This window comes from Clostridium budayi, assembly GCF_055396605.1.
This window is the reverse complement of sequence record NZ_AP042456.1, coordinates 557,325-582,994: the sequence shown is the minus strand read 5'-3', so window position 1 is coordinate 582,994 and position 25,670 is coordinate 557,325. Positions and strand designations below refer to the sequence as shown.

The 25,670-nt window shown below is 26.5% G+C and carries 22 protein-coding genes; 4 read left to right on the top strand and 18 right to left on the bottom strand.

What is annotated here, in order from left to right; all coding sequences use genetic code 11:
• Positions 1-14 precede the first annotated feature (14 nt).
• Positions 15-599 carry a hypothetical protein gene (locus tag ACZ5TJ_RS02725; protein ID WP_464201126.1) on the bottom strand — a complete coding sequence of 195 codons (585 nt, stop codon included), beginning with the start codon at positions 597-599 and terminating at the stop codon, positions 15-17.
• A gap of 23 nt (positions 600-622) precedes the next feature.
• Positions 623-1,222 carry a hypothetical protein gene (locus ACZ5TJ_RS02720; RefSeq protein ID WP_464201124.1) on the bottom strand — a complete coding sequence of 200 codons (600 nt, stop codon included), beginning with the start codon at positions 1,220-1,222 and terminating at the stop codon, positions 623-625.
• A gap of 208 nt (positions 1,223-1,430) precedes the next feature.
• Here ACZ5TJ_RS02720 and ACZ5TJ_RS02715 point away from each other — a divergent pair, with 208 nt between their 5' ends.
• Complete coding sequence (locus ACZ5TJ_RS02715) at positions 1,431-1,946, top strand: hypothetical protein (RefSeq protein ID WP_464201122.1); 516 nt, start codon at positions 1,431-1,433, stop codon at positions 1,944-1,946.
• 143 nt (positions 1,947-2,089) lie between these two features.
• Here ACZ5TJ_RS02715 and ACZ5TJ_RS02710 read toward each other — a convergent pair whose 3' ends face one another.
• The 3 genes from ACZ5TJ_RS02710 to ACZ5TJ_RS02700 all read right to left on the bottom strand — a co-directional run bounded on the left by ACZ5TJ_RS02710 (position 2,090) and on the right by ACZ5TJ_RS02700 (position 4,580).
• Positions 2,090-2,941, bottom strand: a complete 852-nt coding sequence (locus ACZ5TJ_RS02710) for a YitT family protein (protein ID WP_464201121.1) — start codon at positions 2,939-2,941, stop codon at positions 2,090-2,092.
• A 186-nt stretch (positions 2,942-3,127) separates the two neighbouring features.
• Positions 3,128-3,772 carry an FMN-dependent NADH-azoreductase gene (locus ACZ5TJ_RS02705; protein ID WP_464201120.1) on the bottom strand — a complete coding sequence of 215 codons (645 nt, stop codon included), beginning with the start codon at positions 3,770-3,772 and terminating at the stop codon, positions 3,128-3,130.
• A 76-nt stretch (positions 3,773-3,848) separates the two neighbouring features.
• Positions 3,849-4,580 carry a peptidoglycan recognition protein family protein gene (locus ACZ5TJ_RS02700; RefSeq protein WP_464201119.1) on the bottom strand — a complete coding sequence of 244 codons (732 nt, stop codon included), beginning with the start codon at positions 4,578-4,580 and terminating at the stop codon, positions 3,849-3,851.
• A gap of 173 nt (positions 4,581-4,753) precedes the next feature.
• On the opposite strand from ACZ5TJ_RS02700, the gene ACZ5TJ_RS02695 reads away from it, so the two are divergent.
• Positions 4,754-5,011: a DUF1294 domain-containing protein gene (locus ACZ5TJ_RS02695; RefSeq protein ID WP_464201118.1), complete on the top strand. Its 258-nt coding sequence runs from the start codon at positions 4,754-4,756 to the stop codon at positions 5,009-5,011.
• Between the two features lie 43 nt (positions 5,012-5,054).
• On the opposite strand, the gene ACZ5TJ_RS02690 is transcribed toward ACZ5TJ_RS02695, so the two are convergent.
• The 4 genes from ACZ5TJ_RS02690 to ACZ5TJ_RS02675 all read right to left on the bottom strand — a co-directional run bounded on the left by ACZ5TJ_RS02690 (position 5,055) and on the right by ACZ5TJ_RS02675 (position 9,359).
• Entirely contained in the window at positions 5,055-6,029 is a 975-nt protein-coding gene (locus ACZ5TJ_RS02690; RefSeq protein ID WP_464201117.1) for a glycosyltransferase family 2 protein, read from the bottom strand.
• 114 nt (positions 6,030-6,143) lie between these two features.
• Entirely contained in the window at positions 6,144-6,818 is a 675-nt protein-coding gene (locus ACZ5TJ_RS02685) for a TrkA C-terminal domain-containing protein (RefSeq protein WP_464201116.1), read from the bottom strand.
• A 131-nt stretch (positions 6,819-6,949) separates the two neighbouring features.
• Positions 6,950-8,485, bottom strand: a complete 1,536-nt coding sequence (cls, locus tag ACZ5TJ_RS02680) for a cardiolipin synthase (RefSeq protein WP_464201115.1) — start codon at positions 8,483-8,485, stop codon at positions 6,950-6,952.
• 67 nt (positions 8,486-8,552) lie between these two features.
• On the bottom strand, positions 8,553-9,359 hold the full coding sequence (locus ACZ5TJ_RS02675; RefSeq protein WP_464201114.1) for an SDR family NAD(P)-dependent oxidoreductase: 807 nt from the start codon (positions 9,357-9,359) through the stop codon (positions 8,553-8,555).
• A gap of 311 nt (positions 9,360-9,670) precedes the next feature.
• Between ACZ5TJ_RS02675 and ACZ5TJ_RS02670 the strand changes: the two genes are divergently transcribed.
• Entirely contained in the window at positions 9,671-12,337 is a 2,667-nt protein-coding gene (locus ACZ5TJ_RS02670; RefSeq protein WP_464201112.1) for a glycosyl hydrolase family 18 protein, read from the top strand.
• Positions 12,338-12,416: 79 nt separating this feature from the next.
• Here ACZ5TJ_RS02670 and ACZ5TJ_RS02665 read toward each other — a convergent pair whose 3' ends face one another.
• From ACZ5TJ_RS02665 to ACZ5TJ_RS02645, 5 genes are all read right to left on the bottom strand, one after another.
• Positions 12,417-13,424, bottom strand: a complete 1,008-nt coding sequence (locus tag ACZ5TJ_RS02665; RefSeq protein WP_464201111.1) for a sensor histidine kinase — start codon at positions 13,422-13,424, stop codon at positions 12,417-12,419.
• Entirely contained in the window at positions 13,421-14,092 is a 672-nt protein-coding gene (locus ACZ5TJ_RS02660) for a response regulator transcription factor (protein WP_464201110.1), read from the bottom strand. Before ACZ5TJ_RS02660 ends, ACZ5TJ_RS02665 begins: the two co-directional genes overlap by 4 nt.
• Before the next feature lie 124 nt (positions 14,093-14,216).
• A complete protein-coding gene (locus ACZ5TJ_RS02655) occupies positions 14,217-14,540 on the bottom strand; it encodes a YxeA family protein (RefSeq protein WP_464201109.1) in 324 nt (107 codons plus the stop codon).
• Positions 14,541-14,555: 15 nt separating this feature from the next.
• A complete protein-coding gene (locus ACZ5TJ_RS02650) occupies positions 14,556-16,538 on the bottom strand; it encodes an FtsX-like permease family protein (protein WP_464201108.1) in 1,983 nt (660 codons plus the stop codon).
• A complete protein-coding gene (locus tag ACZ5TJ_RS02645) occupies positions 16,528-17,295 on the bottom strand; it encodes an ABC transporter ATP-binding protein (protein WP_464201107.1) in 768 nt (255 codons plus the stop codon). Before ACZ5TJ_RS02645 ends, ACZ5TJ_RS02650 begins: the two co-directional genes overlap by 11 nt.
• A gap of 286 nt (positions 17,296-17,581) precedes the next feature.
• Between ACZ5TJ_RS02645 and pyk the strand changes: the two genes are divergently transcribed.
• Complete coding sequence (gene pyk / locus ACZ5TJ_RS02640; RefSeq protein WP_464201106.1) at positions 17,582-18,997, top strand: pyruvate kinase; 1,416 nt, start codon at positions 17,582-17,584, stop codon at positions 18,995-18,997.
• A 53-nt stretch (positions 18,998-19,050) separates the two neighbouring features.
• Here the strand turns inward: pyk and ACZ5TJ_RS02635 are convergent, their stop codons facing one another.
• The 4 genes from ACZ5TJ_RS02635 to ACZ5TJ_RS02620 form a co-directional block, all read right to left on the bottom strand.
• Positions 19,051-19,737, bottom strand: coding sequence for an ABC transporter ATP-binding protein (locus ACZ5TJ_RS02635; protein ID WP_464201105.1), 687 nt, complete (start codon positions 19,735-19,737; stop codon positions 19,051-19,053).
• A gap of 20 nt (positions 19,738-19,757) precedes the next feature.
• Positions 19,758-22,259: an ABC transporter permease gene (locus ACZ5TJ_RS02630; RefSeq protein WP_464201104.1), complete on the bottom strand. Its 2,502-nt coding sequence runs from the start codon at positions 22,257-22,259 to the stop codon at positions 19,758-19,760.
• Between the two features lie 361 nt (positions 22,260-22,620).
• A complete protein-coding gene (locus ACZ5TJ_RS02625; protein WP_320683603.1) occupies positions 22,621-25,002 on the bottom strand; it encodes a hypothetical protein in 2,382 nt (793 codons plus the stop codon).
• 17 nt (positions 25,003-25,019) lie between these two features.
• Positions 25,020-25,658: a SipW-dependent-type signal peptide-containing protein gene (locus ACZ5TJ_RS02620; protein WP_320683602.1), complete on the bottom strand. Its 639-nt coding sequence runs from the start codon at positions 25,656-25,658 to the stop codon at positions 25,020-25,022.
• Positions 25,659-25,670 lie beyond the last annotated feature (12 nt).

Sequence of the window (25,670 nt, the reverse complement as noted above, 5' to 3'; positions counted from 1 at the left end):
GAATTGGCTTTAAATTAGTCTGTTATTTCTGATGGATCAAGTCCACCTAAAATAGCAGTTATTACTTCTTTATCATTTTGTATCTTAAACTTTCCATCATCATCTTTTACAATAACATCTACTGTTGTTGTCTTTAATGGAATAGTTTGATTTTCTAATGCTGTTATAAAGGCATTATCTAAATCTCCATTTATATTTTCACCATTTATTACATCATTATTTAAAACTCTTTCTCCAAAATCTAATGAACTAACATTATTCATGTAGTGATTATATATATCAACTCCACTAAGTGCTGTTACTTCAGTTTTAACAACATATTCTCCATTTTCTTTTTTAGTGCTTAAAATTTTATAATTCATTTTTCCACCCCAGTAATTTAAGGCACTTTTTCTTGCACTATCATAATCTTCAAATGCCTTTATAGACTTTTCTAATAATCCGCCACCTTCAACATATTCATTAGCTTTTTGTAAGTTCATATTTTTATAATCACTAAAGAAATTATCTACACTCTCTGATGCCTTTTTAGTATCTCCACATCCTATTAAAAATATAGAGCATGCTACTATAAATATACCTAAAATAACTTTTTTCATAAAATTTCTCCTATCTCCCAATATTAAAAATTATTTATTTTATCTAAACTTAATCCACCACATAATGCCTTAAATAAATTTTCATCTCCTTCTATATACCAGTTACCATCTATATTTTTTAAATTAATAGTTACAGTATTAGTTACTATTTCATTATTTTTATTTCTAACTTCTTTTATTAACGCTTTATCATACTCTCTATAAAATTTTGATTTATTATATTGAATAGATAAATCTTTTTTTAACTTTGTTATATCACTAATATATCTTTTATAAATTTTCTCTCCATTTAATGCCATCACCTTAGTATTAATACTAGCTTTATCTCCCTTAATATTACTAGATACTATTTCATAACCTATTCTTTGATTCCAATACTTTATTACTCTCTTCTCCCCTGGTGTAAGTTCATTATAAATATCTATATCCATATTTAATAATGGCTTATTTATAATAAAGCTTTCTGCTTTTTCAAAGTTACACTTTTTAAATTCTGAAAAGAAGGAATTAATAACATTTTCAGGTGAATCACTTTCAACAACTCTATTTAACTTCTTCCCCTCGCATCCAAGTCCCCCAAGTACTATTAATAAAGATATTAACGCTATAAGAAATTTTCTCATATTATAATCCTCCAATAGTTCATATATAATTATAACAACTATCTTTAGTATGGTTATTTAATCCATTATTTATTTACATTTTATTTAATTTTAAGTTACTATATTGTATATATGTTATTTTTAGGAGGTGAAATTGAAAAAGTTTATTTACGGCATAAATATAATAATCTTAAAGTTAAATTAGCAATTAATCAAGGTAGGTGTCACTATGAAATTGTTTAAAAAGTTACTCTGTTTAAGTCTTTTTTTTAGTATTAGCATACTTATAGGTTGTGACTCAACAAATATAGAAAACAAACTCCCTAAAGATAAGCCAAAAGATATTAATTTTATTTTTAGTTATGGGGTGGATTCTAAAAATAAATTAGATACTATAAAAGGACAATTTACTAAAGATATGATTACAGAACCATCAGTTACTATTAATCTAAAGTTATCTGAACAAGATATGGATAATATTTATTCAGAAATAAGAAGGATTAATATTTTAGACTATCCAGATAGTTTTAAACCAAAAGATAATGTAATGCAAAAACCATATTATACTTATAACTTTCAAATAATTTCAGACGGGATAAATAAAAGCATTTCTTGGGAAGATAATAGTGATTCTCAATCTGAAGATGCTATTCAATTAAGAGAACTATTTAAAAAAATTCAACAAATAATAGAAAGTAAAGAAGAATATAAGAAATTACCTAAAGCAAGTACAGGATATAATTAAGAAATATTAGAACATCTATGTTTTGATAAAATCTTTACTTTTTACACATAACCGGTTTATTGTTTCTATATTAATATTTATATAATAAAAGAGGGTAATTAAAATTTTAATTACCCTCTTTTATTAAATTTAATATTCACTACTTATAATCCTGATACTTTTAAAAAGCCTTTTCCTTGAACTTCATCAATTATACCTATAGTAAAGAAAGCTTCTTCATCAACATTTTCTATATATTCTTTAACTTTTTCTATTTCTTTTTTAGTTAAGATTGAGTATATTATATCTCTATCTTTTTCACTGCATGCATCTTTTCCATAAAGGCTTGTGCATCCTCTTTTTAATTCATTCATTATAAAATCTGCTATTTCTTTATGTTTCTTACTTATAATTGTTATTTGCTTCTTTTGATTTACCCAAGCAATAAGTCTATCTATAAGGGGTCCATTAAATAAAACACATAAAAGAGCATAAAAACCTTTATCTGCTCCAAATGTTAAAGCACCCATTAAAGTTACTATAAAATCTACACATAACAGTGAAATTCCTATATTAAAATTTGTATATTTATTTAATATTTTAGCTAAAATATCAGTTCCACCAGTTGATGCATTAATATTAAATATCATAGCAAGTCCAATAGCTGTTATTATAGTACCAAATATAGTAGCTAATAACAAATCTGTTGTTAATGCTTGAGGATGTAAGAATTTATCAATAAACCATAGTAGAAGTGAAAGTCCAAAACTTGCATATATAGTTTTAAATCCAAAATCTCCTCCAACTAATATAAAAGCTAATATAAATAAAAATATATTTGCAAAAAGAGTTATTCCACCAACACTAAGTGATGGTACGTAATGTGTTATTACTACTGCAAGTCCACTAACTCCACCTGCAGCTAAATTATTAGGTGCATAAAAGTATTCAATAGATACTGCGACTAATATTACACCTAATGTTATGATTAAATATTCTTTAATATTTTCTTTCACCTAAAACATCTCCTAAAGTAAATTAAAATGTCGTATTTTGTTTTTTTGTTACTTATCTAGGATAACAGAAAATTTTAATTCATCAAAGTATTTTTTATATAATAAAAGAATAATTATACGTTAGTCACGAAATTTTAATAATTTTAACGTATAATTATTCTATAAGGATATATTTTCTATTAAATTTTAGTTCTCAATATCATCAATAAGAGCATCTATCTTTGATATTGCTTTTTGTTCTGCTTCGATTTTTGATTCTATATCAAAGCCTGTATTAGTTATCAATAATTCCTTAAATGTTTTAATTCCTACAAATTTCATTATATCTTCAACATACTCAACGCCTTGACTAATCTTGCCTCTAAGTATCCAAGGTACTGGACCACCTGATGATTGAACATATATCATTTTTCTTTCTTTATCATCTAATAATCCCTTTACATGTTCCTTATTAATCTCAACTGTCTTTCCATTTTGAATAACACAATCAATATATGCTTTTAAAGGCGCTGGATATGATAAATTCCACATAGGTGCAGTAATAACATAAATATCGGCTGATATAAATTGATTACAAAGTTCATTAATTCTATCAACTTCTTTTTTATCTTTTTCACCTAACTTTTCATATTCCTCTCCACTTACTATTGAGCTTCTTCCTGCTAAATATTTATAATCAATAATTGGGATATGCTCTTTGTATAAGTCTAGATTTTCTACTTTACATTCAGGATGTGCATCTAATAATTTATTAATTAATCGACTTGCCACTTTTTTACTTGATGACAATTCCTCAGGTTTAGAATTTACGATTATATGTAATAATTTCATTAAAAAACCCTCTTTCCTAATATTTATATTTAGTATTAGGCTTTTTATAAATTACTATACTCACTATAACAAATATTTATTGTAACTTTTCTGCCATTTTTTCTAACTTTGATGCAATACTATTTTTTATACTATGTATATCTATATTTTTACCTGGACATTTTGTTTCATTACAATCTCTATGCCCTACTACATCTTCAAGATTGTATTTAATTACAAGGCTCGTCCCAATATTTATTAAACTTTCTAGCTGTTCTTTACTTATACTATCTTCTTCGAAGTTTCCATCTAAACAAATCCCTATACTTTTACCATTTTCATATAAGGTATGTGCTCCCTTCATCTTTTCATCTCTTCCTTTATAAATAGTCCCATCCTTTTTTATATAATAATTATATCCAATTCCTCCGTAGCCCTTATCTAAATGCCATTTATGTATTGTCTCAGGTGAGACATTTCTAGAAGCTGAGTGATGTATTATAAGTCTCTTTGGTGAGTTATACTCTTCTAGATTGTCTCCCCATTTATAATTTATCTCTTCTATTTTAAATGAAGTATTTATACTATCAATATTCTTTAGTAACTTACTATTACTTATCTTTACCCCTTTATTATTATATAAAAATGTTGAATACTTATTTGATGAGTAATGTCTATAAACTAATATTCCTGATACTAAAATAATAATGAATACTAATAAAATTATAACGGTTCTTCTTCTTCTTTTTCTCATAAGTTTTTGATAGTAAGATTTCTTCTTATAAAAGTTTTCTATATCTTTTAGTTTTTCATAATGCTTTTTAGTCATAACCCCTCCTAATTATTTTACATTTTTTTACTTATTTTATAGTATAAATCTATAATTTATTTCAAATATATATTAATACTACCATATTTTGTAAACATATACAACTTTTTTGTTCTTTTTTTATTCCTTATATAGTAAACTTATTTTAGTAATTTGTTAGGTGGTGTTTGATTTTGAATAATTTTTTTATAATTTATCTATTTATAATTAACATATTAGGACTTTTTCTTATGTTTATAGACAAACAAAAAGCTAAAAAACATAAATGGAGAATATCCGAAAATACATTAATACTTATCTCTATATTAGGCGGAAGCATCGGAAGTATAATTGGAATGCAACTATTTAGACATAAAACTAACCATATAAAATTTAAATTAGGATTGCCTACTATATTAATAATACAAATTATATTATTATATATCTTTTAATCTATAAAAATAAAGGAAGTAGCTTAGCTACTTCCTTTTATTTTTATTTATCATTATTTGTTTCTACTTCTTTTTCTATTACAGTTTCTTGTGGTCCTGCATATTCGTCTATAAAGTATAATGGTCTATTCTTAACTTCTGTAAATACTCTTCCTAAATATTCGCCGATAATTCCAAGGAAAATTAATTGTATTCCTCCCATCATAAGCATTACGCATATAAGACTTGAATATCCAGGTACATCAACACCTAGCATAGCTGTTTTTACTATTATGTATATCATATATATGAAAGCTATAAATGCAATGATTCCTCCAAATATTGTTGCAAGTCTAAGTGGTGCAGTTGTAAATGAAGTTATTCCTTCAATAGCTAAATCAACAAGCTTTAAGTAATTCCATTTAGTTTCTCCTGCAACTCTTGGATCTCTGTCAAATTCAATAGCTTTTTTCTTAAATCCAATTAAACTAAACATTCCTTTTGTATATCTTTGTTTTTCTGGGAATGCTCTTAATGCTTCTATAGCTCTTCTACTTAAAAGTCTAAAATCTCCTGTATCTGTTTGTATTGGAACGTTTGAAACTGATTGTAAAACTTGATAAAATTTCTTAGATGTAAATTTCTTAAGCCACGTTTCTCCCTTTCTACTTCTTCTTTTTGCATAAACGTCATCATAGCCTTCTTCATAATATTTAAGCATATCCACGATTAATTCAGGTGGATCTTGAAGATCTGCATCTATTATAGCAACAGCATCTCCTGTTACATAGTCAAAAGCGGCTCCCATAGCCGTTTCTTTCCCGTAATTTCTTGAAAGATTTACATAACATACTCTAGGATCACTTTTTCTATACCCTTTTACTATATTTAATGAATTATCTTTACTTCCGTCATTAACGAATAAAAATTCTAATTCATAATTAGGTATACTTTCACCTAATGCATCTAATCTCTTGTATAGGTGCGGAAGAGATTCTTCCTCATTATACATTGGGATTATTATCGATAATTTTTTCATTTTTATACTTCCTTTCCAAACTAATGAAAAATGATTGTAGTACTATTTTATCTAGTTACTTTACCCTATTATAAAATTATAGTTTACTTGTTTGTACATTTCAATAGATGAAATTTATTTAATTATATGTTCAAATTCATTTCTTATATTTTTTAAATTTCCGTATACAGTTACTCTGTCAAATACTTCAAATACATAATCAGGTGAAGCAAATTTTATAAACTTATCACCTTTATCTATATTAAGAACTTCTATTTCTAAATCTTTTAATCCACTTTCTAATATACTTTTCCCTATTATTTTACTATCTTTTGGTAAATATATTTGATATATACCATATCCTCTTGTATTAGTTATTAAAGTTAAATTCTCTGAATTTAATTTTTCCCATATTTTAGATTTCAAAACCTTATTTTCTAACTTTAATTCAAGTTTTTCAATAGTTTTAGTTCTTCTTATGAAAAAATTTACAAATGCTAACACTGCAATTACAACAAAAAATCCTATTCCTGTAACTGTGTCTGATATCATAGTTACAAAAAATGATATAAATGTAGCTGTACTTACATAACTGACAATCATAAGCCAACTAGCTATTTTCCTTCTTATTGGATGTTGTACTACCATCTCACTTTCCCTTGTTGTAAATCCGGTACTAGTTAAAAGTGATACAACTTGAAATCTTGCTTTCTTTATTGGCATTCCAGTAAGCCTTAATAAAATAGAACATATATTAACAACAACTATAAAAATTGTTCCAAACATCAAAAACGTAAGTATTAATCCCATCTTTTCCTCCATATACTCTATTTAATACTTTAATATATAGAATTATATAATATGCTATATAAATACGTATGAATTTATTGTAAAAATAAAAAGAACCATTTCACCCATAATGGTATGAAATGATTCTTTTATTACATAAGTGGTGCAAAAACTCTAAGAATTGCAGTTAATATCTTATTAAAAAGCTTAACATGCTTACAATCTTCTAGTGTTATAGTCATACATTTATCTAATGTATTTAAATAATCTTCTTTTATTTGCATAACCGATTTAGTCTTGTACATCCAAACACCGCATTCAAAATGTAAATATAAACTTCTATAATCAAAATTTATTGTTCCAACGGTTGCAACTGAATCATCTGATACAACTGTTTTTGAATGTATAAAACCTGGCGTATATTCGTATATTTTAACCCCAGCTTTAATAAGCTGTGCATAATAAGCTCTAGTTACAATATGTGCATACCACTTATCTTCTATATGAGGTGTTACAATTCTAACATCTACTCCACTTTTAGCTGCAAGTGTAAGTGCTGTAACTAGTTCATTATCAATTATTAAATAAGGTGTATTTATATATACGTAATCTTTAGCTTTTGAAATTATATTTAAATATACATTCTCTCCAACAATTTCATCATCTAATGGACTATCTGTATAAGGCTGAACATATCCATCTGTCTTAAAATTCTTTTTCTCATCTTCATTAGGTCTAAAACTTTCATAATCAACAGGTGATTTACTATTAAAGCTCCAAAGTTGCAAAAACATAACAGTTAAATTCCAAACTCCATCACCTTTTAACATAATAGATGCATCTTTCCAATGCCCAAATCTAACTATTTCATTTATGTACTCATCAGCTAAGTTTATTCCTCCTGTAAAAGCTGTATGACCGTCTATAACTGTAATTTTTCTATGATCTCTATTATTAAGTATTATTGATAAAAACGGTACAAAAGGATTAAAAACTTGACACTTAATTCCTAATTTTTCAAGCTGCTCTCCATATTTATATGGAAGAGTCCTTAAACATCCCATGTCATCATATATAACCCTTACATCTACGCCTTCTTTAGCTTTTTTAGCTAATATATCTAATATTGTATCCCACATCTTTCCTTCATTTATTATGAAATACTCCATAAATATATATCTCTTTGCATTTTTTAGTTCCTCAATTAATTTCTCATAAAACTTTTCACCTGGGGATAAGTACTCTGTAGTAGTATTTTTATAGATTGGTGATAGGGCAAATTTACTTGTATATCTCGCTTGATTTGCAATAGATTTATCTATTTGTTCTAATTCATGTATTATACTTTCATCTTGAATTAATAAATCTTTCGATTCATAGTACACTTTTTCAATTTTTTTCTTAAATCTTGTATTTATTTTCTTTCCACCAAATATAAGATAAAATAGTCCCCCAAATACAGGGAATAATAACACTGGTATTGTCCATGCTAATTTATAAGATGGATTATCAGTTCTACTTACTATGTATATTACAACCAATACACTTATAACAAAAAAGAATATGTATACATCAAAGAAAGACTCACTAATTTTCCATATTCCAAAAAGCAATATAAATAATTGTAATAATATAAGTAATCCTACTATTACCATTCTACTTAGCAAAAAATCTAATACTTTTCTCATTCATTCCTCCTTAATTAAAAATATATATATATTTTATCATTATCTTATATATAATCAACTAAAGTCTTTACTTTCCAAAGATTCGAATAACCTGAGTCATAAAACTTTGCATTTTAGGTGCAGTATATCTTCTTTTTGCTTTATGATCTTCTGTAGCTTTAATATATTCTTCTACTATTGAATCTGTACTTTTTAGTTCAGCTTTATTAAAAAAACTTTCTTCTTTTTCTTTAATCTCTTTAAGCATATTCTTAAAATATGATTTTTCCATCATCCATTTATATTTTTTATTCATCATAAGCTGATTAAAGCCTGTATTGTATGTACCTGGTTCTATTAAAACAACCTCTATGTTTATTCCTTCATACTTTAATAATTTAGTTTCACGATAAAATGATTCAGCTACCGCTTCTATGGCAAACTTCGTTGCTGAATATGGTGAAAAAAACTCCATAGAAATTCTTCCAAATAAAGAAGATATAAATATAACTCTTCCTTTACCTTTTAGTATCATATTTTTTAATGCTAATTGTGTTAATTCAATTGGAGAAAATAAATTTGTTTCAAAAGTTCTTCTATACCTATCAACATCTATATCCATAACAGAGCCTGAATCTCCTATAGCAGCATTATTAATTAATACATCTATATCATAATCTAGAATTTTTATCATATCTTCCTTTTTAAGTAAATTAAGTTTTATTCCTTTTAAATTATTAGTTAATCCATTTTCTTTTGCATATTCATTTATAAGCTCCGCTTCTTCTTCATAATGAGTAGATGCAAATACTACATGCCCTCTTTTAGCAAGTGCTATTGCAGCATCTTTCCCAATTCCTGTTCCACTACCTGTAATAAATACTTTCTTATACATAAAATCAGCCCCTAATTATTAATAAACTAATATTATTATGTTCAAAATTTATATTATATAGTTTTATAATCATTCAATACATTACTTTAATTTTTAATTTAATATAATTATATAAATGACCATTTTTTACAAGTTTAGACCATAGAACTTTTTGTTTGTTTATGTAATATTTTATCTTTTTATTTATATTATTTTTTTATTTTTTTCTATAGTTTTAAATGGAATTATATGTTAATATAAAGTTGATTACATTATTTGTAAATTAAAATTCTATTTTGGAATTTTAATATAAATAAAAAAGGAGTGGATCAATGATGGCTAAAAGAGCAATCAGAAAACGTTCAACTGTTATTGTAGCCTGTGCTACACTAACAACTCTACTAATGGGAATGTCTGCTTCTGCTATACCATTTGTATCAAAAAATGATATAGCAGTAACTGCAGAGAAAAGCACTTCAAAGACTAAACGTAATGTAATGTACTATGGAGACTGGTCTGTTTGGGGAGGCCAAGGTAGTTTCTACCCTAAAGATATTCCAGCTGATCAACTTACTCACTTAAATTTTGCATTTTTAGATTTTGATGCAAATGGTCAATTAATATTTACAGATAAGGGCGCTGCATGTGAAAATCCAGTAGGAATGGATGGTGTAACTTGGGGTGATCCTAATGCTGGTATTCTTCCTGCCTTGCAAGATCTAAGGGCTAAGAATCCTAATTTAAAAATTGGTGTTTCCCTTGGTGGCTGGTCAAAATCTGGCGACTTCTCTGTTGTAGCAGCTGACTCTGCAAAAAGAGCTAAGTTTGTTGAAAACGTTATGAAATTCATTAAGTATACTAATATGGATTTCGTTGATCTTGACTGGGAATATCCTGGTGCTGTAAGAGAGCCTGATAAAGTTGATAACCAAAATGATGAAGGTACTACACAAGGTAGACCTGAAGATAAAGAAAACTATATTTTACTTCTTAAAGATTTTAGAAAAGCCTTAGATAAACAAGGGGCTGAACTTGGTAAGACATATGAACTATCTGTTGCATTGCCTGCACCTAAGGAAAAAGTAGATCTTGGTATTGATGTTGATGCTTTATTCGATACTGTTGATTTTGCAAATATCATGACTTATGACATGAGAGGTGCATGGGATACAATAAGTGGTCATCAAACACCTTTATACACAAATCCTAACGATCCATTCAAAGGAAAAGGACTTTCTGTTGATGAAAGTGTAAATTACTTCATATCTAAAGGTGCTGAACCTGAAAAAATAGTTGTTGGCGCAGCATACTATACTCGTGGATGGGAAAAAGTATCTAATGATAATGTAGATCCAAATAATCCTGGTCTTTTTGGAGCTGCTGAAAAGATTGCTAAAGATGCTGACCAAACATTAACTACTGGTGCAGATAATGAAGCACCTGTTAAAAATGGTGAAGGTGGACGCCGTGGTGGTGTATGGTCTTATAGATCTCTTGATGCATTAAAAGCTAAATATCAAGGTCTAAAGGAATACTGGGATGACTCAGCAAAAGCTCCTTATCTTTATAATGAATCTACTGGAGCATTCTTCACATATGATAATGTAAGATCAATTGAAGAAAAATGTAAGTATGTAAATGAAAAAAATCTTGGAGGTATGATTGCATGGATGGCTTCTGAAGATGCTCCATCAACACCTGGATCTAATACTAGAGATGAACTTACAAAAACAACAAAGAATGCATTATATGGTAGCGTAGATTTACCTGACTATGAAATAGTTTATGATAATTTAGATATATCTTGTACTGTTGAAACATTTAAAGAATCTTGGAGTGATAAAGGCGGTTATACAATAACATTAAAGAATAATGAAAAACTTGAAGAATCTGGAGATGTTTTAAGTAGCGTTGAAAACTCTGCTGAAACTATAAAAAATGCTAAAATCTATATCAAAAATAATGGTAATAAAATAATTAGTGGTGATTCTAATGTAGGAACTATCACTGAAGAAAACGGTTATACTATTATAGATCTTAGTTCAATATATGCTGCAAAAGTTATAAAACCAGGCCAAACTTATACAATGACTTTAAATACTGAAAAAGCTCCTTCTGATAATTCAGGTATTGAAAGTATTGCAATTTCTCAAAGAATGTCAGCTAATGGTGCTGAAATGGGCAGACAAGTTATCTTTGGAAAAGAAACTTCACCTGATGAAAATACTGCTCCAACAATTTTAGGTGCTACAGATATTACTATTGAAGAAGGTACTTCATTTGATCCATTAAAGGGAGTTACTTCTACTGATAAAGAAGATGGTGATTTAACTAAAAATATTACTGTTACTGGTAGCGTTGATACAAGTAAAGCTGGTGAATATACTTTAGTATATAAAGTTAAAGATTCTAAAGGTCTTGAAACAACTATTACTAGAAAAGTAACCGTTACTACTAAATCCACTGAAAATTCTGCACCTATAATAAGTGGTGTAAAGGATTCTACAATATATGTTGGAGATACTTTTGATGCACTTAAAGGAGTTACAGCTTCTGATAAAGAAGATGGTGATTTGACTAGTAAAATCACTGTTAAAGGTTCTGTAAATACAAATTTAGCTGGTAATTATCCTCTTGTATATACAGTATCTGATAGTAAAGGCTTATCAGTAACAGCTACATGTACTGTAACAGTTAAAGAAAAAGATACTCCAAGCAAAGACACTTATGATCCAAGTAAAGTATACAATGCAGGTGATAAGGTAATTTACAACGGTAAAGAATACGTTTGTAAATGGTGGGTTCAAGGTCAAGCCCCTGGAACTACTGATGCTTGGGAATTAGTATCATCACCTAATGAAGATGGTAGCTCAGACTATGTACCTGGTAAAGCTTATACTTCTGGTGATATTGTAAAATATAATGGATTAAATTATAAAGCTTTATGGTGGACTAATTCCACACCTGGAAGCGATTCTTCTTGGATATTAGTTAAATAAAAAAGTTAAGCATCAATTTGCAGTGGATTAAAATTTTTAATTCACTGCATTTTTTACTTAACTCTATAATATTAATATTTTAAAATTTAGTTTTTCCTCCCTGTGGGAATACTATCCTAACTGTTGTTCCAATACCTTGCTTAGAAGTAAGTCTTATTCCAAGCCCAAGCTTTTTACATAACTTTTCACATAAATAAAGTCCCATTCCTGTTGATTTACCAAATATTCTACCGTTTTCTCCTGTAAATCCTTTTAAGAATACCCTTTTAATATCCTTATCACTTATTCCAACACCATTATCTTCTATAATTAAAGCTATATTCTTTTTATTTTTCTCAGAACTTATTCTGATTTTACCACCCTGCTTTGTATACTTTAATGAGTTTACAACAAGTTGATTTATTATAAATTCTACCCACTTAATATCAGTAAACACATTTTCTGATATATCACCAAGTTCTAAAGCTATTCTTTTTTCAATGAAATCTCTTGAGTTCTTCTTAACTACGTTCATAACTACATTTTTTAATGGAAACTCTTTTACTATATAATCCTTATTTGCTTCATCACTTTTTGAATAATACAATACTTGTTCAATCATTCCATCAATTTTTTTAAGTTCTTTATCTATATTTGTTGTAACTTCATTTTTATTATTTTCAATAATAAGCTTAGATGATGCTATAGGTGTTTTTATTTCATGAACCCACATTTCTATATAATCTCTATAATCTTTTTGCTTATTCTTATATATATTAACATGTTCATGCATATCTTTATTAGCTTCTCTTAATGCATTATAAAATGTCTTTCCTTCAATAAATCCTGGTTCTTTTAATATTTCTGTAATTAGAAATTTTTTATCTAAATTTTCCGTAATTTCTTTCAGATCATCAAAAAATTTCTTTTCCCTTATAAATTCTATTATCATATAAAGTATTAATGGTCCAAACCATACTGCAAATAAAAAAGATATTACTGCACTACCAAAGTTAAGTAAATTCATGAAAATTGTTAAAATAAGAAATATCCCTAAATTAATTATTAAGAATATGCACTTATCTTTTAAGTAATCTATAAATCTCATGGCATTATATACCCAAGTCCTCTTCTAGTTTCTATAACATTTTCTATTCCAAGCTCTTGAAGCTTCTTTCTTATTCTAGTTACATTAACAGATAAAGTATTATCATCAACATAATAATCTGAGTTCCATAAGTGTTCCATTAAATCCTCTCTACTTACGATTTCCCCCTTATGCTCCATTAAATAAGATAATATTTTTATTTCATTTTTTGTTATTTCTAATTTATTATCACCTGATATAAGTATTCCCTTTGATAAATCTAACTCAAAATTTTTATAAGTTAATTTATTGCTTTGCTCTTCCCTACCATATGTTCTTCTAAGTAAAGCCTCTATACGTACTAAAAGAATTTGAGTGTTATATGGTTTTGTTATAAAATCATCAGCTCCAAGGTTCATGCTCATAAGTTCATCCATATCGCTATCTCTACTTGTAACAATTATAATTGGAACTTTTGATGTTTTTCTTATTTCTCTACATATATGATACCCATCAAAATAGGGTAAATTTATATCTAAAAGTATTAAATCTGGTTTTGAACTATGTACTTCTTCAATTATATTTTCAAAATTTGTTGGAGTGTTTATGTTATATCCATATTTTGAAAGTAACTTTTTAAGTTCTTCTCTTATAGTATCGCTGTCTTCGACTATTGTAATATTATACATACTGTAACCTCCCTTAAAATTCTTCTTTCTTTTATTATATATGATTTTAATAATTTAATTAAATTAATTTCAAAAATAAAGTCTTCTCAATTTTTAATTTGAGAAGACTTTAGATATGTTATGTTTATTTAATATGATATATCTCTTTTACTTTAGTTGGTAAATCGCTACTCTTTACTTCTTCATAACTTTTTACCTCATTGTTTCTCTTATAAACTTTTAAAAACCTATTTGTTTTTAAAACTTTTTGTGTAAAAAATTCTAATTTTTCTTCATTTCCATCTTTATCATATCCATTTATTGTGTAGTAATATAATGCTCCATCTTTTTTATAATTTGAATTTGTTTCAACGTAATATTTAGTAGCTCCAACATTTATTAAAAAATTTGTCCCAACTATCACTCTTATCGCCACTACAATTACAATAATCCCCAATATTTTTTTCATATACTCTCCTTTTAATTAAAATTTCTTAACTATATTTTTATAACCGAAGTATGTTGCAATAAAGTACCCACCATATATAACTATAATTACTCCCATAGTAGCAAGTGATGCTGTTATTATACTTGAATTTCCGAATGCTAATATAAATGTATTTGCTTGATACACGCCAACAATTGAGTGAACTATTGCAAGTACTAAAGGAAGTGCAAAGTATATTAATGTTTGAATAAATATTGATTTATTAATCATTTTATCTGATGCACCTATTCTTCTAAGTGAATTATATCTATCAGCACTATCACTTGCTTCTGATAATTGTTGAAGTGCTAAAACTGCTGCACTTGAAATTAAGAATATTACACCTATATATAAAGTTATATATAGTATTACAGTAGTTGAGAGTTGCATTTGTTGTTGAAGTTCTGTTCTTGTATTTGATAATATAAATCCATCTTTAAATGCGCTTGGATCTTTAAAGAAGTCTGTATAATATTTTTCTGAAGTATCATAATTATTTTTTCCATAATTAATATTTAAGTAATATGTGCTTGGAGTTAATCCCTTTACTAAACTATCCGGTACTATTACATTAAAGAATATATCTGACATTCCAGTTGTTGCATTAGCATCTACTATTGCTTTCTTATTAGCTATGTTATACTCTTTACCTTGTAATTTTATTTTAGTATTATCCTCCATAAACTTATCTACTTCTGTTTTTATAAATGAAACATTTGATTGAATTAAAACAGATTCATTATTAAGAGTTATTGGCTCTTCACCTTTAAGTTCTCTTACCTTATTAAAATCAGTTATGCTCATAATATCAACATTTCCCATATTAACTAAACTTTCAAGGTTTTTGCTAGAAGTATATTTAGATAATATATCACTTAACTTTTCCTTACCTTTATATATTGTTACGTATGCATATTTATCGCCTTTTTGAATTTTAAATCCATTCTTATTTAGTATACTTTCAAGAGATACATTGTTATCCTTAATATCGTAAGTATATGCGCTCATATCAAAAGGCATATTACTATCAACATTTTGCTTTTTAAAACTAACACCTACTGAAAGCATTGATATTGTTAAAAATAACATTAAACATATTACTGTCATTGAAGCAAAATTAGTATTTATTTTGCTATTCATTTGTCTTAATGTGAATATATTTAATCTTTTTAAATATATTCTCTTATTTTTTTGAATAACCATAATTAAAAATGTTGTTAATCCATAGAAGAAAGCTGCTGTACCTACTATCCCAAGTAATATAGATGTTTGGAATTCTTTAGTACGTACATCTAATCCTACTTTATTTACTAAATAGTAAGCTGTACCTAACATAATTAATGATATGATAAATACAATTCCTGCTATTATAGGATTTTTAATCTTTATTTTTTCATTTTTCTTATGTGCAGTTAAAAGATCAATTAATTTATACTTAGAAATAATAATTGTATTAAATATCATAACTAATATATATATTATTCCAAAGTAAATAGCTGTTTTTATAATACCATCCACTGATATTACAAACTTATAATTTTTTAAACTTATATCGAATAACTTAGCAGTTATAATTGATAATCCTTGTGATGCAATTAGACCTAGTAATATTCCAGCTATTAATGAGAAAATTCCTATTATAAGTTCTTCAAGAACTAATAATTTTGAAATCTTACCTTTTCCCATACCTAATGACATATATAAACCAAGTTCTTTTTTTCTTCTTTTAATTAAGAAGTTATTTGCATATATAATAAGACATCCTAATACTATAGATACAAATACTGATAAATATGACATAAGCGTTGATATAAGCTTAATGGCATCTGATTTACCATCATTTATAACTGACATTGTACTTTGAGCACTAATTGAATTAAAACTATAAAATATACATACTGCAAATGTTAGTGTTAAAAAGTATATTGTATAATCTTTAAAACTTTTTCTAACATTATTTATGGCTAATTTAGAATACATCGTTGTTTTCACCTCCTAGAAGAGTTACAACTTCAATTATTCTATCGAAGAAGTCTTTTCTAGAATCATTTCCTTTTTCTAATTCATTAAATATTTTTCCATCCTTAATAAATAAGATTCTATCTGCATAACTTGCTGTAAATGGATCATGTGTTACCATAAGAATTGTTGCTTTAAGCTCCTCATTTATATTTTCAAAACTTTCAAGAAGTTGTCTTGCTGACTTTGAGTCTAATGCACCTGTTGGTTCATCAGCTAGTATTAATGAAGGATCTGTAACTATAGCTCTAGCAGCTGCAACTCTTTGTTTTTGACCACCTGATACTTGATATGGATATTTATTTAATAACTTTTCTATTCCAAGTCTTTTTGCCATATCTGTAACTAATTTATCTATTTCTTTTGCTTTTCTTCCTTGTATAGTTAAAGCTAATGCAATATTTTCATAAATAGTTAAAGTGTCTAATAGATTATAATCTTGGAATATGAATCCAAGTTCATCTCTTCTAAACTTTTCTAAAGTTTTACCTTTAAGTCTTGTTATATCTTTTCCTTTTAATAATATCTTTCCTGTAGTAACTGTATCGATTGTTGAGATGCAATTTAAAAGTGTAGTCTTACCACTTCCTGATGCTCCCATTATTCCAACGAAGTCTCCCTTTTCTACATTAAAGCTTATTCCGTCAATTGCTTTTGTTACGTTATCTTTATTGCCATAGTATTTCTCTATGTTTTGGACTTCTAGTATATTTTCCATTATTTCAACTCCTTATTTTATTCCGTTTTTTTACTAATGATTATCTTATGTATTTATTTTATTCTATATAAGAAATATAACATATTGAATTACATTTCACTTACCTTACAAATTTGTAAGATAAGTATTTTAATATTATTCTGCTAAGTTATATACTCTTTTATAATTAAATGTGAATATTTAAATAATAAATGCAATAATGTACAAAAAACTTTTCTTCCCTTTGTATAATTTTAATATACATATTTTAAATTTGTATAACCATAAATTTAAGGGGTGATTTTAAATGCAAAAGACAAAAATAATAGCTACACTAGGAGAATCTATACAAAACAGAAATACTCTAAAAGAAATTATAAAAAATGGGGTAAATGCAATTTCAATAAACTTTTTTAATTATTCTTATGAAGATATACAAAAAATAGTTAAAGATATTAGAGACATAGATAAGGAACTAAATACTTTAACATCTTTAATTGCAGTAATTAAAGATAATAAAATAAGAACTAAAAATTTTAAAGAAAAAAGCTATGAAATTAAAGCTGGTGACTATTTTACATTTTTATGCGGCAGTGAATTAGTTGGTGATAATACTCACTGTGCTATTACAAATAATTATCTTTATGAAAAGGTAAATATAGATGATATTATTTTTATTGATAATGGTTCTCTTCAATTTAAAGTTTGCGATATAGTAAGAAGAGAAATTAGATGCAAAGCATTAGTTAGTGGTACTATTTCTAAAAACAAACAAATAACTATTAAAAATACTATAATTAACTCTGCACTTATAAATGATGAAATTGAAAAAGATATTAAGTTTGCTTGCATAGAGGGATTTGATTTCTTAAGCTGTTCATCTATCAAAACTAAAAGTGATGTAGAAAAATATAAAGATTTAGCATTTAATTATAGTAACGGTTTAGTTAAAGTTATATCTAGAATTGAAAATATTGATAGTGTTAATAATATTGATGAAATTGTGGATTTAAGTGATGGAATAATAATTTCACGTGGACAACTTAGTGTAACTGTTCCAGTTGAGCAAATACCATTTATTCAAAAAGATATAATAAAGAAATGTAATAAGAAAAATAAATTAGTTATAGTTTCAACTCAAATTTTAAGTTCAATGACTGAAAATCCAAGACCAACAAGAGCTGAAGTTAGTGATGTTTATAACTTAGTTTCAGATGGAATTGATGCAGCTATTTTAACTACCACTACAACTTATGGTTTATATCCTATAGAAACTGTTTTAATGCTAAAAAAGATATTAAAAGACAGTGAAAATAATCTAGATTATGAGGAATACAAAAATAGTTTTTCTAATGATTTAATTTTAGATTATGATAGCCTAATGGCATCTTCAGTTGCTGATATTTCTAATAAGTTCCCAGCTAAAGCAATATTAGTTGGAACTAAAGATGGACATCTTGCAAGAAGTATTTCAAAATACAGACCTAAGTCACCAATAATTGCTGTAACTAATAATGAATCTGTAGGTAGATATTTATCAATTCAATTTGGAATAATACCTTTTATATATAAAGATTTTGAAGATAAAGATAAATTTATTGAAGAAGCTAGAAATATCGCTATTAATTATGGACTTGCTAAAAAATTAGATACTATATTAATTCTTGCATCTAGTAATAGCATTTCATTTAAAAGTGATAATTTAAAAATAGTTACTATTTAAAATAATAAAGGTTATATCAAAATAAAATCATTTTGATATAACCTTTTTAATTTTTATATTAAAGCTTTTTCTAAAATCATCCCATCTTTTAAGTTAACAATATGAGTACCATATTCTGCTGATTCTTTTGAATGAGTAACATTAACTATAGACATTCCTCTTTCTCTATTTATTCTTTGGAATAATTTCATTATTTCTTCACCTGTTTTTGAATCTAAGTTTCCAATAGGTTCATCAGCTAATATTATTTCCGGCTTATTTATAAGAGCCCTAGCTATTGCAACTCTTTGTTGCTGTCCTCCTGAAAGTTCTCTTGGTGTAGCTTTTCTTTTATGTGAAAGCTCTATTATTTCTAATATCTCATTTAAATCTTTTTTATAATCTTTCATATTTTCTCCATCTAGTAATATAGGAAGCATTATATTATCTTCTACACTAAGATTTTGAACTAAATTATAAAATTGAAATACAAAACCAAGTTCCTTTCTTCTAAGCTTACTCATTTGCTTATCATTTAGCTTATTTATATTAATTCCATTTAATAATACTTCACCTCTACTAGGAGTATCTAATCCTCCCATTAAATATAAAAGAGTACTTTTACCACAACCTGAAGGTCCCATTATAGAAACAAATTCTCCCTTTTCTATATCTAAAGATATATTTTTTAATATATCGATTTTTTCATTACCTACACTAAAGTCCTTCCATAAGTTTTTTACTTCTATTATTTTATCCATATACTCTCCCCTTCCCCTTCTTATTCGTATTTTATTTCTGATACAATTGAGATTTTACTTCCCTTAAGTACAGGTACTAATGATGCTATTATCATTAATAAAATTCCAAATATACAAAGCTTAATAACTTCATAATAAGGAACTATAACTTTTAAATAAGTATCTAATGATAAACTTATTTCAGGTATAAATTCACATACTAAAACTCCAGTTATAACCCCTAATATACTTCCTACTATACCAATTGTAATACCTTCAATTAATATCATTTTACTTCTTTGCCTTTTACTCATACCAACAGATGCTAATACAGCAAATTCTTTTTTTCTTTGCATAAAACTAACCATAAGGTTATTCATTATTCCTAATGAACCTATTATTAAAGCCATAAAAGAGAAACTTTCAAGTGAGCTCATAAGCCCTGCATTATTTTTAAGCTCTGTATCTTTTAGTTCTTCTTTTGTCTTTATAGATACTCCATACTCTTCTAAGCTTTTATTTAATTCATTTTTTAGTAATCTTTCACTTATATTATTTCCTTTTACAAGCAATGTAGTTGGTATTTTTTTATTTAGCATACTCTTAAAGCTTTTATCACTTATTAAGCAATTTCTTTTTTGCGCACTTATCGGATTAGATAAAAATCCTACTATTTCATACTCATAGTCTTTATTATTAATTTCTAAAGTGATTTTATCACCACTTTTATATTTATATTTCTTTTTAAAGATATCTGCTAATATTATTTTATTTCCATCTTTTAATTCATTAAGTATTTCCTCTTCACTATTTGATGAATCATTAAAAATTTCATCACCACTAAAATAGTTTTTATATTCTTTATAATTAATTCCTTCAAGAATTCCTATATTCATTTTTTTATCTTTAATACTTATGTTATGTTCAATATAAGTATTAGTAAAAGTTAAGTCATTTTTATCTTCTAACTTATTCATTTCTTTTAATATATTATCGTAATTCATTTTTGAAATGTTTGATATCTCAACGTTATAACTATCACTATCATAAGATTTTGTTATTATACTTTTTACACTAAAAGATGCTATAAATATTGCAGTTACTGCTGCAAGTGCTGCACATATTAAAATACCGTTATTAATTAAATTTTTAAGAGTTCCCACATTTTCTAATGCAAGTATTCCAATATTCCCAAATATAAATCTATATACTTTTCTAAATGTCATTGATAGTACTTTAAATATAATTGGTATTATCATACTCATTCCAATCACTACTAAAAATGCTCCTAAAACTCCAAGAATGAAGCTTCCTGTATCTTCGAATTTATATATATAAATAAACGGTAATACTATAAAGAGAATTCCAACTACCCACATAGATGAATTCTTAGTAGAGTTTGTAGTATATTCACCAAGTATTATCTCTTTAATATTGAATTTACCTATCCCTATTATCGGAATAATTGCACTTATAAGGCATAATACTAACGATAATAAAAGTGCTATAATAAGATTTTTAAAAGAGAAATTTACAGTAGTCTCTATTCCAAACTCCTTAAATTGATTAGAGCTTTCATTTAATAAATATAAAATAGGAGTTCCTAAAAAGCCTCCAAAAATTGCTCCAATTACCCAATAAAAAATACTTTCTAATAAAATTATTATATCTGTTTTTATTTTTGTGGCTCCGATACTTCTAAATGTACCTATTACGCCCATACGCTCTATTATTATAACTTTAAATGAAGAATAAATAATAAACGCTGCCATTAAAACTACAATAGCAAGCATTATATAAAATGGTATTGTAAATTGTTTTACTAATGAATGTAAATCATCTAAATTTAATGTTTCTTTTAAAGAATATTCTTTTAAATCTGTTTTATTTAGCTCATCTACACCTTTATCACTTTTAACTAATGCTGTTGTTATTACTTCTTTTCTATTTAAAAGCTTTGATAACCCTTTGTTACTTATAACAATAGTCATTTCTCCTGGCTTTTCAGTAAATATACCATCCGGTAGTGCTATATATTTTATTTTAAGATTAATATCTTTATCCTCAGTTTTAATCTTTAATTTATCTCCTACATTTAAATTAAATTCCTTCTCTACCCTTTTAGATATTATAATTTCATCTTCACTAAGATCATTTATATTACAGCTTATATTTATAGGATTAATCTTTTGAAGATTTTCTATATTATTAGGCGCTATAATATTTACCCTAAGTGATTTGTCATTTTCCTTAAATAAACCACTTCCATTAAATATATATACTTTATTGTCATCTTTCAAATTGTCATTTAAAATTTTTTCATCTAAAAAAGGATTATTTGAATTTTCTTTAGATGATATTAATATATTTGCATCTCCAAATTCAGCTTTATTTTTTTCTGTTACCATGTCTTTAAAATTATCTGATGTACCAAAAGCTGCAAATGTCATTGCAGTTGTAATTGCAATTGCAAATACTATAAGTATACTTCTTAATTTCTTTTCCCATATGTTTTTAAATAAATATGTAAATAGTATTCTCAAAACTAAATTCTACCTCCCAATTCCCTTAAATTTTTTAAACCATTTCTTCCTACTTATAATATCACAAATATTAAAAGTATTATGTAAATATGGTATTATTTAATAATAAAATAAGAAGGTGTATAATGAGAATTTTAACTAAAGAAGACTTAAATAATTTGTTTTGCTTTAATTTTTAATAAGGATTTTTAATATAGGACTTTTAATATAAAAGATTTTAATCATTATATTAATAAAGGTGTTAAATGATATTTTTAGGGAGCATTTAATACTTTTAGAAATATTACAAACTAAAAATACTTTATGATAATTACTTATAATAAAAAGAGGTTTAATTAATAATTATTAAACCTCTTTTTTATTATATATTTTCAGCTGTCTTTAAGTTATTTATTTTATTAGTTATCCAATCAAACCAACCTTTATTATATTTCTCATTTAAAATTTGAACATTTGATTTATCTGCTTTTTCATCCATATTAAATGTTAATGTTTTAGTATCATTATCTAAATCTGTAACATTGTTATCACTTATCGAATTTAATTTGTATTTTGATGGAATACTTTCTACTACTGTATACTTTATTCCATAAGTAAGTCCTTGGAATTGTCCTGTCTGTCCATTTTTTAATGCTATACTTTGTATACTTCCATCTTCACCTTTTAATCTTATAGTAAATAATTGATTATCTACTAACTTTTTATCTTCATTATCTAATGAATTATAATTAGATACAACTTTAGTAACATTAACAGTTCCTTTTTTTGATTTCATAGGGAACGAAACTTCACTTTCTGCAATATCATTTCCTTCTCTTTTAACTTTAACTTCATTTTTTCCCTTTGTAAGATCATTTGAATCAACTTTCCACCAAGTATAAACATCTAACGTTTTTCCACCAGGGATAGTAAACTCTCTTCCAAGCTCTTCAGATTTATTATTATTGTTAATTAGGAATTTCCACTTTGATTTATTATAACTATTATTTTCTCCAATATATCCACTTAACGTATCTTCTAAAGATAGTTTATCCACGTTTATTGGATTCTTTCCATTTAATGTGTTATTCTTCATAGAAATCTTAAATAGAACATCATCACCTTTTATTAGTGAAGGGTTACTCTTTACATCTACATCTTTTCCATCCCTTATAATTCTTGCGATTTCTTTATTAACTGTAATATTAAGTTTAGGGGAAATCTCTTGTATATTTACAGTATCTTCATCCTTAATAGTTAATTGATTAAAGAAATAACTTCCTGTTGCTTCAACTTTATTTGTAATAACCCTATTTAAATTACTAAAATTATTTGATTTCTCAATATATTTTAAATTATCTTCATCTTGCAAGATTATTTTACTGTGTGGTTCTAATTTATCAAGCCCATGTTTCTTTCCAGAAGCATCTATTATCTTAAGCGAATTAAGCGAACTTCCTTTATTCTTAATATTAGAAGAATTATAATCCTGTTCTAATGAAATATCATTTAAATCTATATTATCAATTTCTGTATCACTTGTATTAGACAGTATAAATTTAAAGTAAATTGGTACATTTGCAGGTACCTTAGGTGTATTCTCTTTTGTATTTAAGATTATTTCATCATTATTTTCTTGTTCTTTTGCTATACTATCGGCTGATAATTTCTGTCCGTTTAAGTCTTTTGTTTTTACATAAGCAACCTTTTCCACCTTCATAGTAGGTTTCTTTACAGCATATAAGCAAACTTTTGTAACACCACCCCAGTTACACCATTCACTAGTTAAAAGATCAATCATATGTTGTGATCCAAATCTGTTACTCCTAATTATATTTGTAACGTTTCCTAAAACTGTGTTTCCATCTTTATCTTGAACTGGATCATTTAAATCAACATGCCACCCATCAATTATATTGTTGTACTTTGGTAATTCCTTAGCTATACATTTATCATGAAACGCAGAGATTCCAGAACCACTTTTCCCTTGATACTCTTGCTTGTAAGTTACTGTCTTTGTACTTCCATCTCCTTGAATAAATTTTATTTTCTTAGCAGATTCACCTTTTTGCTGAGTTGTGGTATAATTTATCTCCGTTGCCATTTCATCAACAAATACAGAAATAAGGTCATTTGCCCCAATAAACATAGCATGGTCATTTGGAGAGCCTAGATAGAAATTATATTCCTCTGGATCTATTGTATTTCCATTACTATCTTTAACATTGTTTAAATCTACTATTCCCCTAAATAAATTCCAGTCTTGTGTATAATAATCTTTAGGAGTTGATTGATCCCAGCCTTGTGCCGTATTGTTTACTGCTCCCCATTCTAAATTATTTTTTAATGGATAAGGTTCCTTTCCATCTTTGTTTCCACTTTCAAACCATTTCTCTAATGTTTTATAATCTATAGTATAGGAATTCTTATTAGCACTACTTAAAATATACTTGGTTCTTAAGGTTTTTCCTGTATCTATACCATTAAAATTATCTGGAGATATAAGATTATTATTTCCAGAGTTATCTCTATAAAAAAATCCATTAATATAACTTGCTTTTTCTATTTGACTTGAATTATATTTATTCCAAGCTACAGAATTTACTTCATTCATAGTATTTCTTGTCCAAGTTAATGGTATCTCTATAACTTTACTAGTTAAATCACTGCTTTTTTTCTCCTTATTAGCAGCTTGTGGCACAGTATAATTTATTATTAAAAGAAGGCTAAGCATAACACCTATAACTCTTTTAAAGCCCTTCATATTTATCCTCCTTTCTTTTATTTCTTATTTATAAGTTCATCAAAATAATTAAGCACATCTTTATCCATAGTATTATTTATATTCCAGCTCTCTTTTATAGCATCATAATTTACTTGTATAGCTTCTGCTGAAACATTTACTACTAATTCTCTATTTGAAAATTCTTTTTTTTCTTCATCTGTTATATTCTTATTTATTGATACTGACTCTAATAAAGTACTTGTCTTAGATTCATCACCTTCTGAAGAACCTGTATTGTTATTCTTAGGCTTTAATATATGTTTATAATAATAATATCCATCTTTTCCTTCTATCCAATCATTCTCAAATCCTTTTCTAAAATTAAGTTTAACTTGATTTGAAGCTGATACAGGTATATTATTATCATTAGATTTTCCTTTCCATTGTGGATTAATTATAACCCTAACTATTTCAGGATTTTTACCTGTATTAGTAACTGCTACAGTTTTCTCTATCGATTTATTTGTTGATAAATCCTTCGCATTATTTTCATCAAAGTTTTCAACTACAGTTGCTTCAATCTTACCTATTCCAAAACTATTTTTTACACTTTCTTTTGAAGTTAAATATGCTAAAGATGCAACTGTAGTAATTGTTAAAATAATTGTTGCTATTGCTATTCCTACTTTTTTCATTTAAATACACTC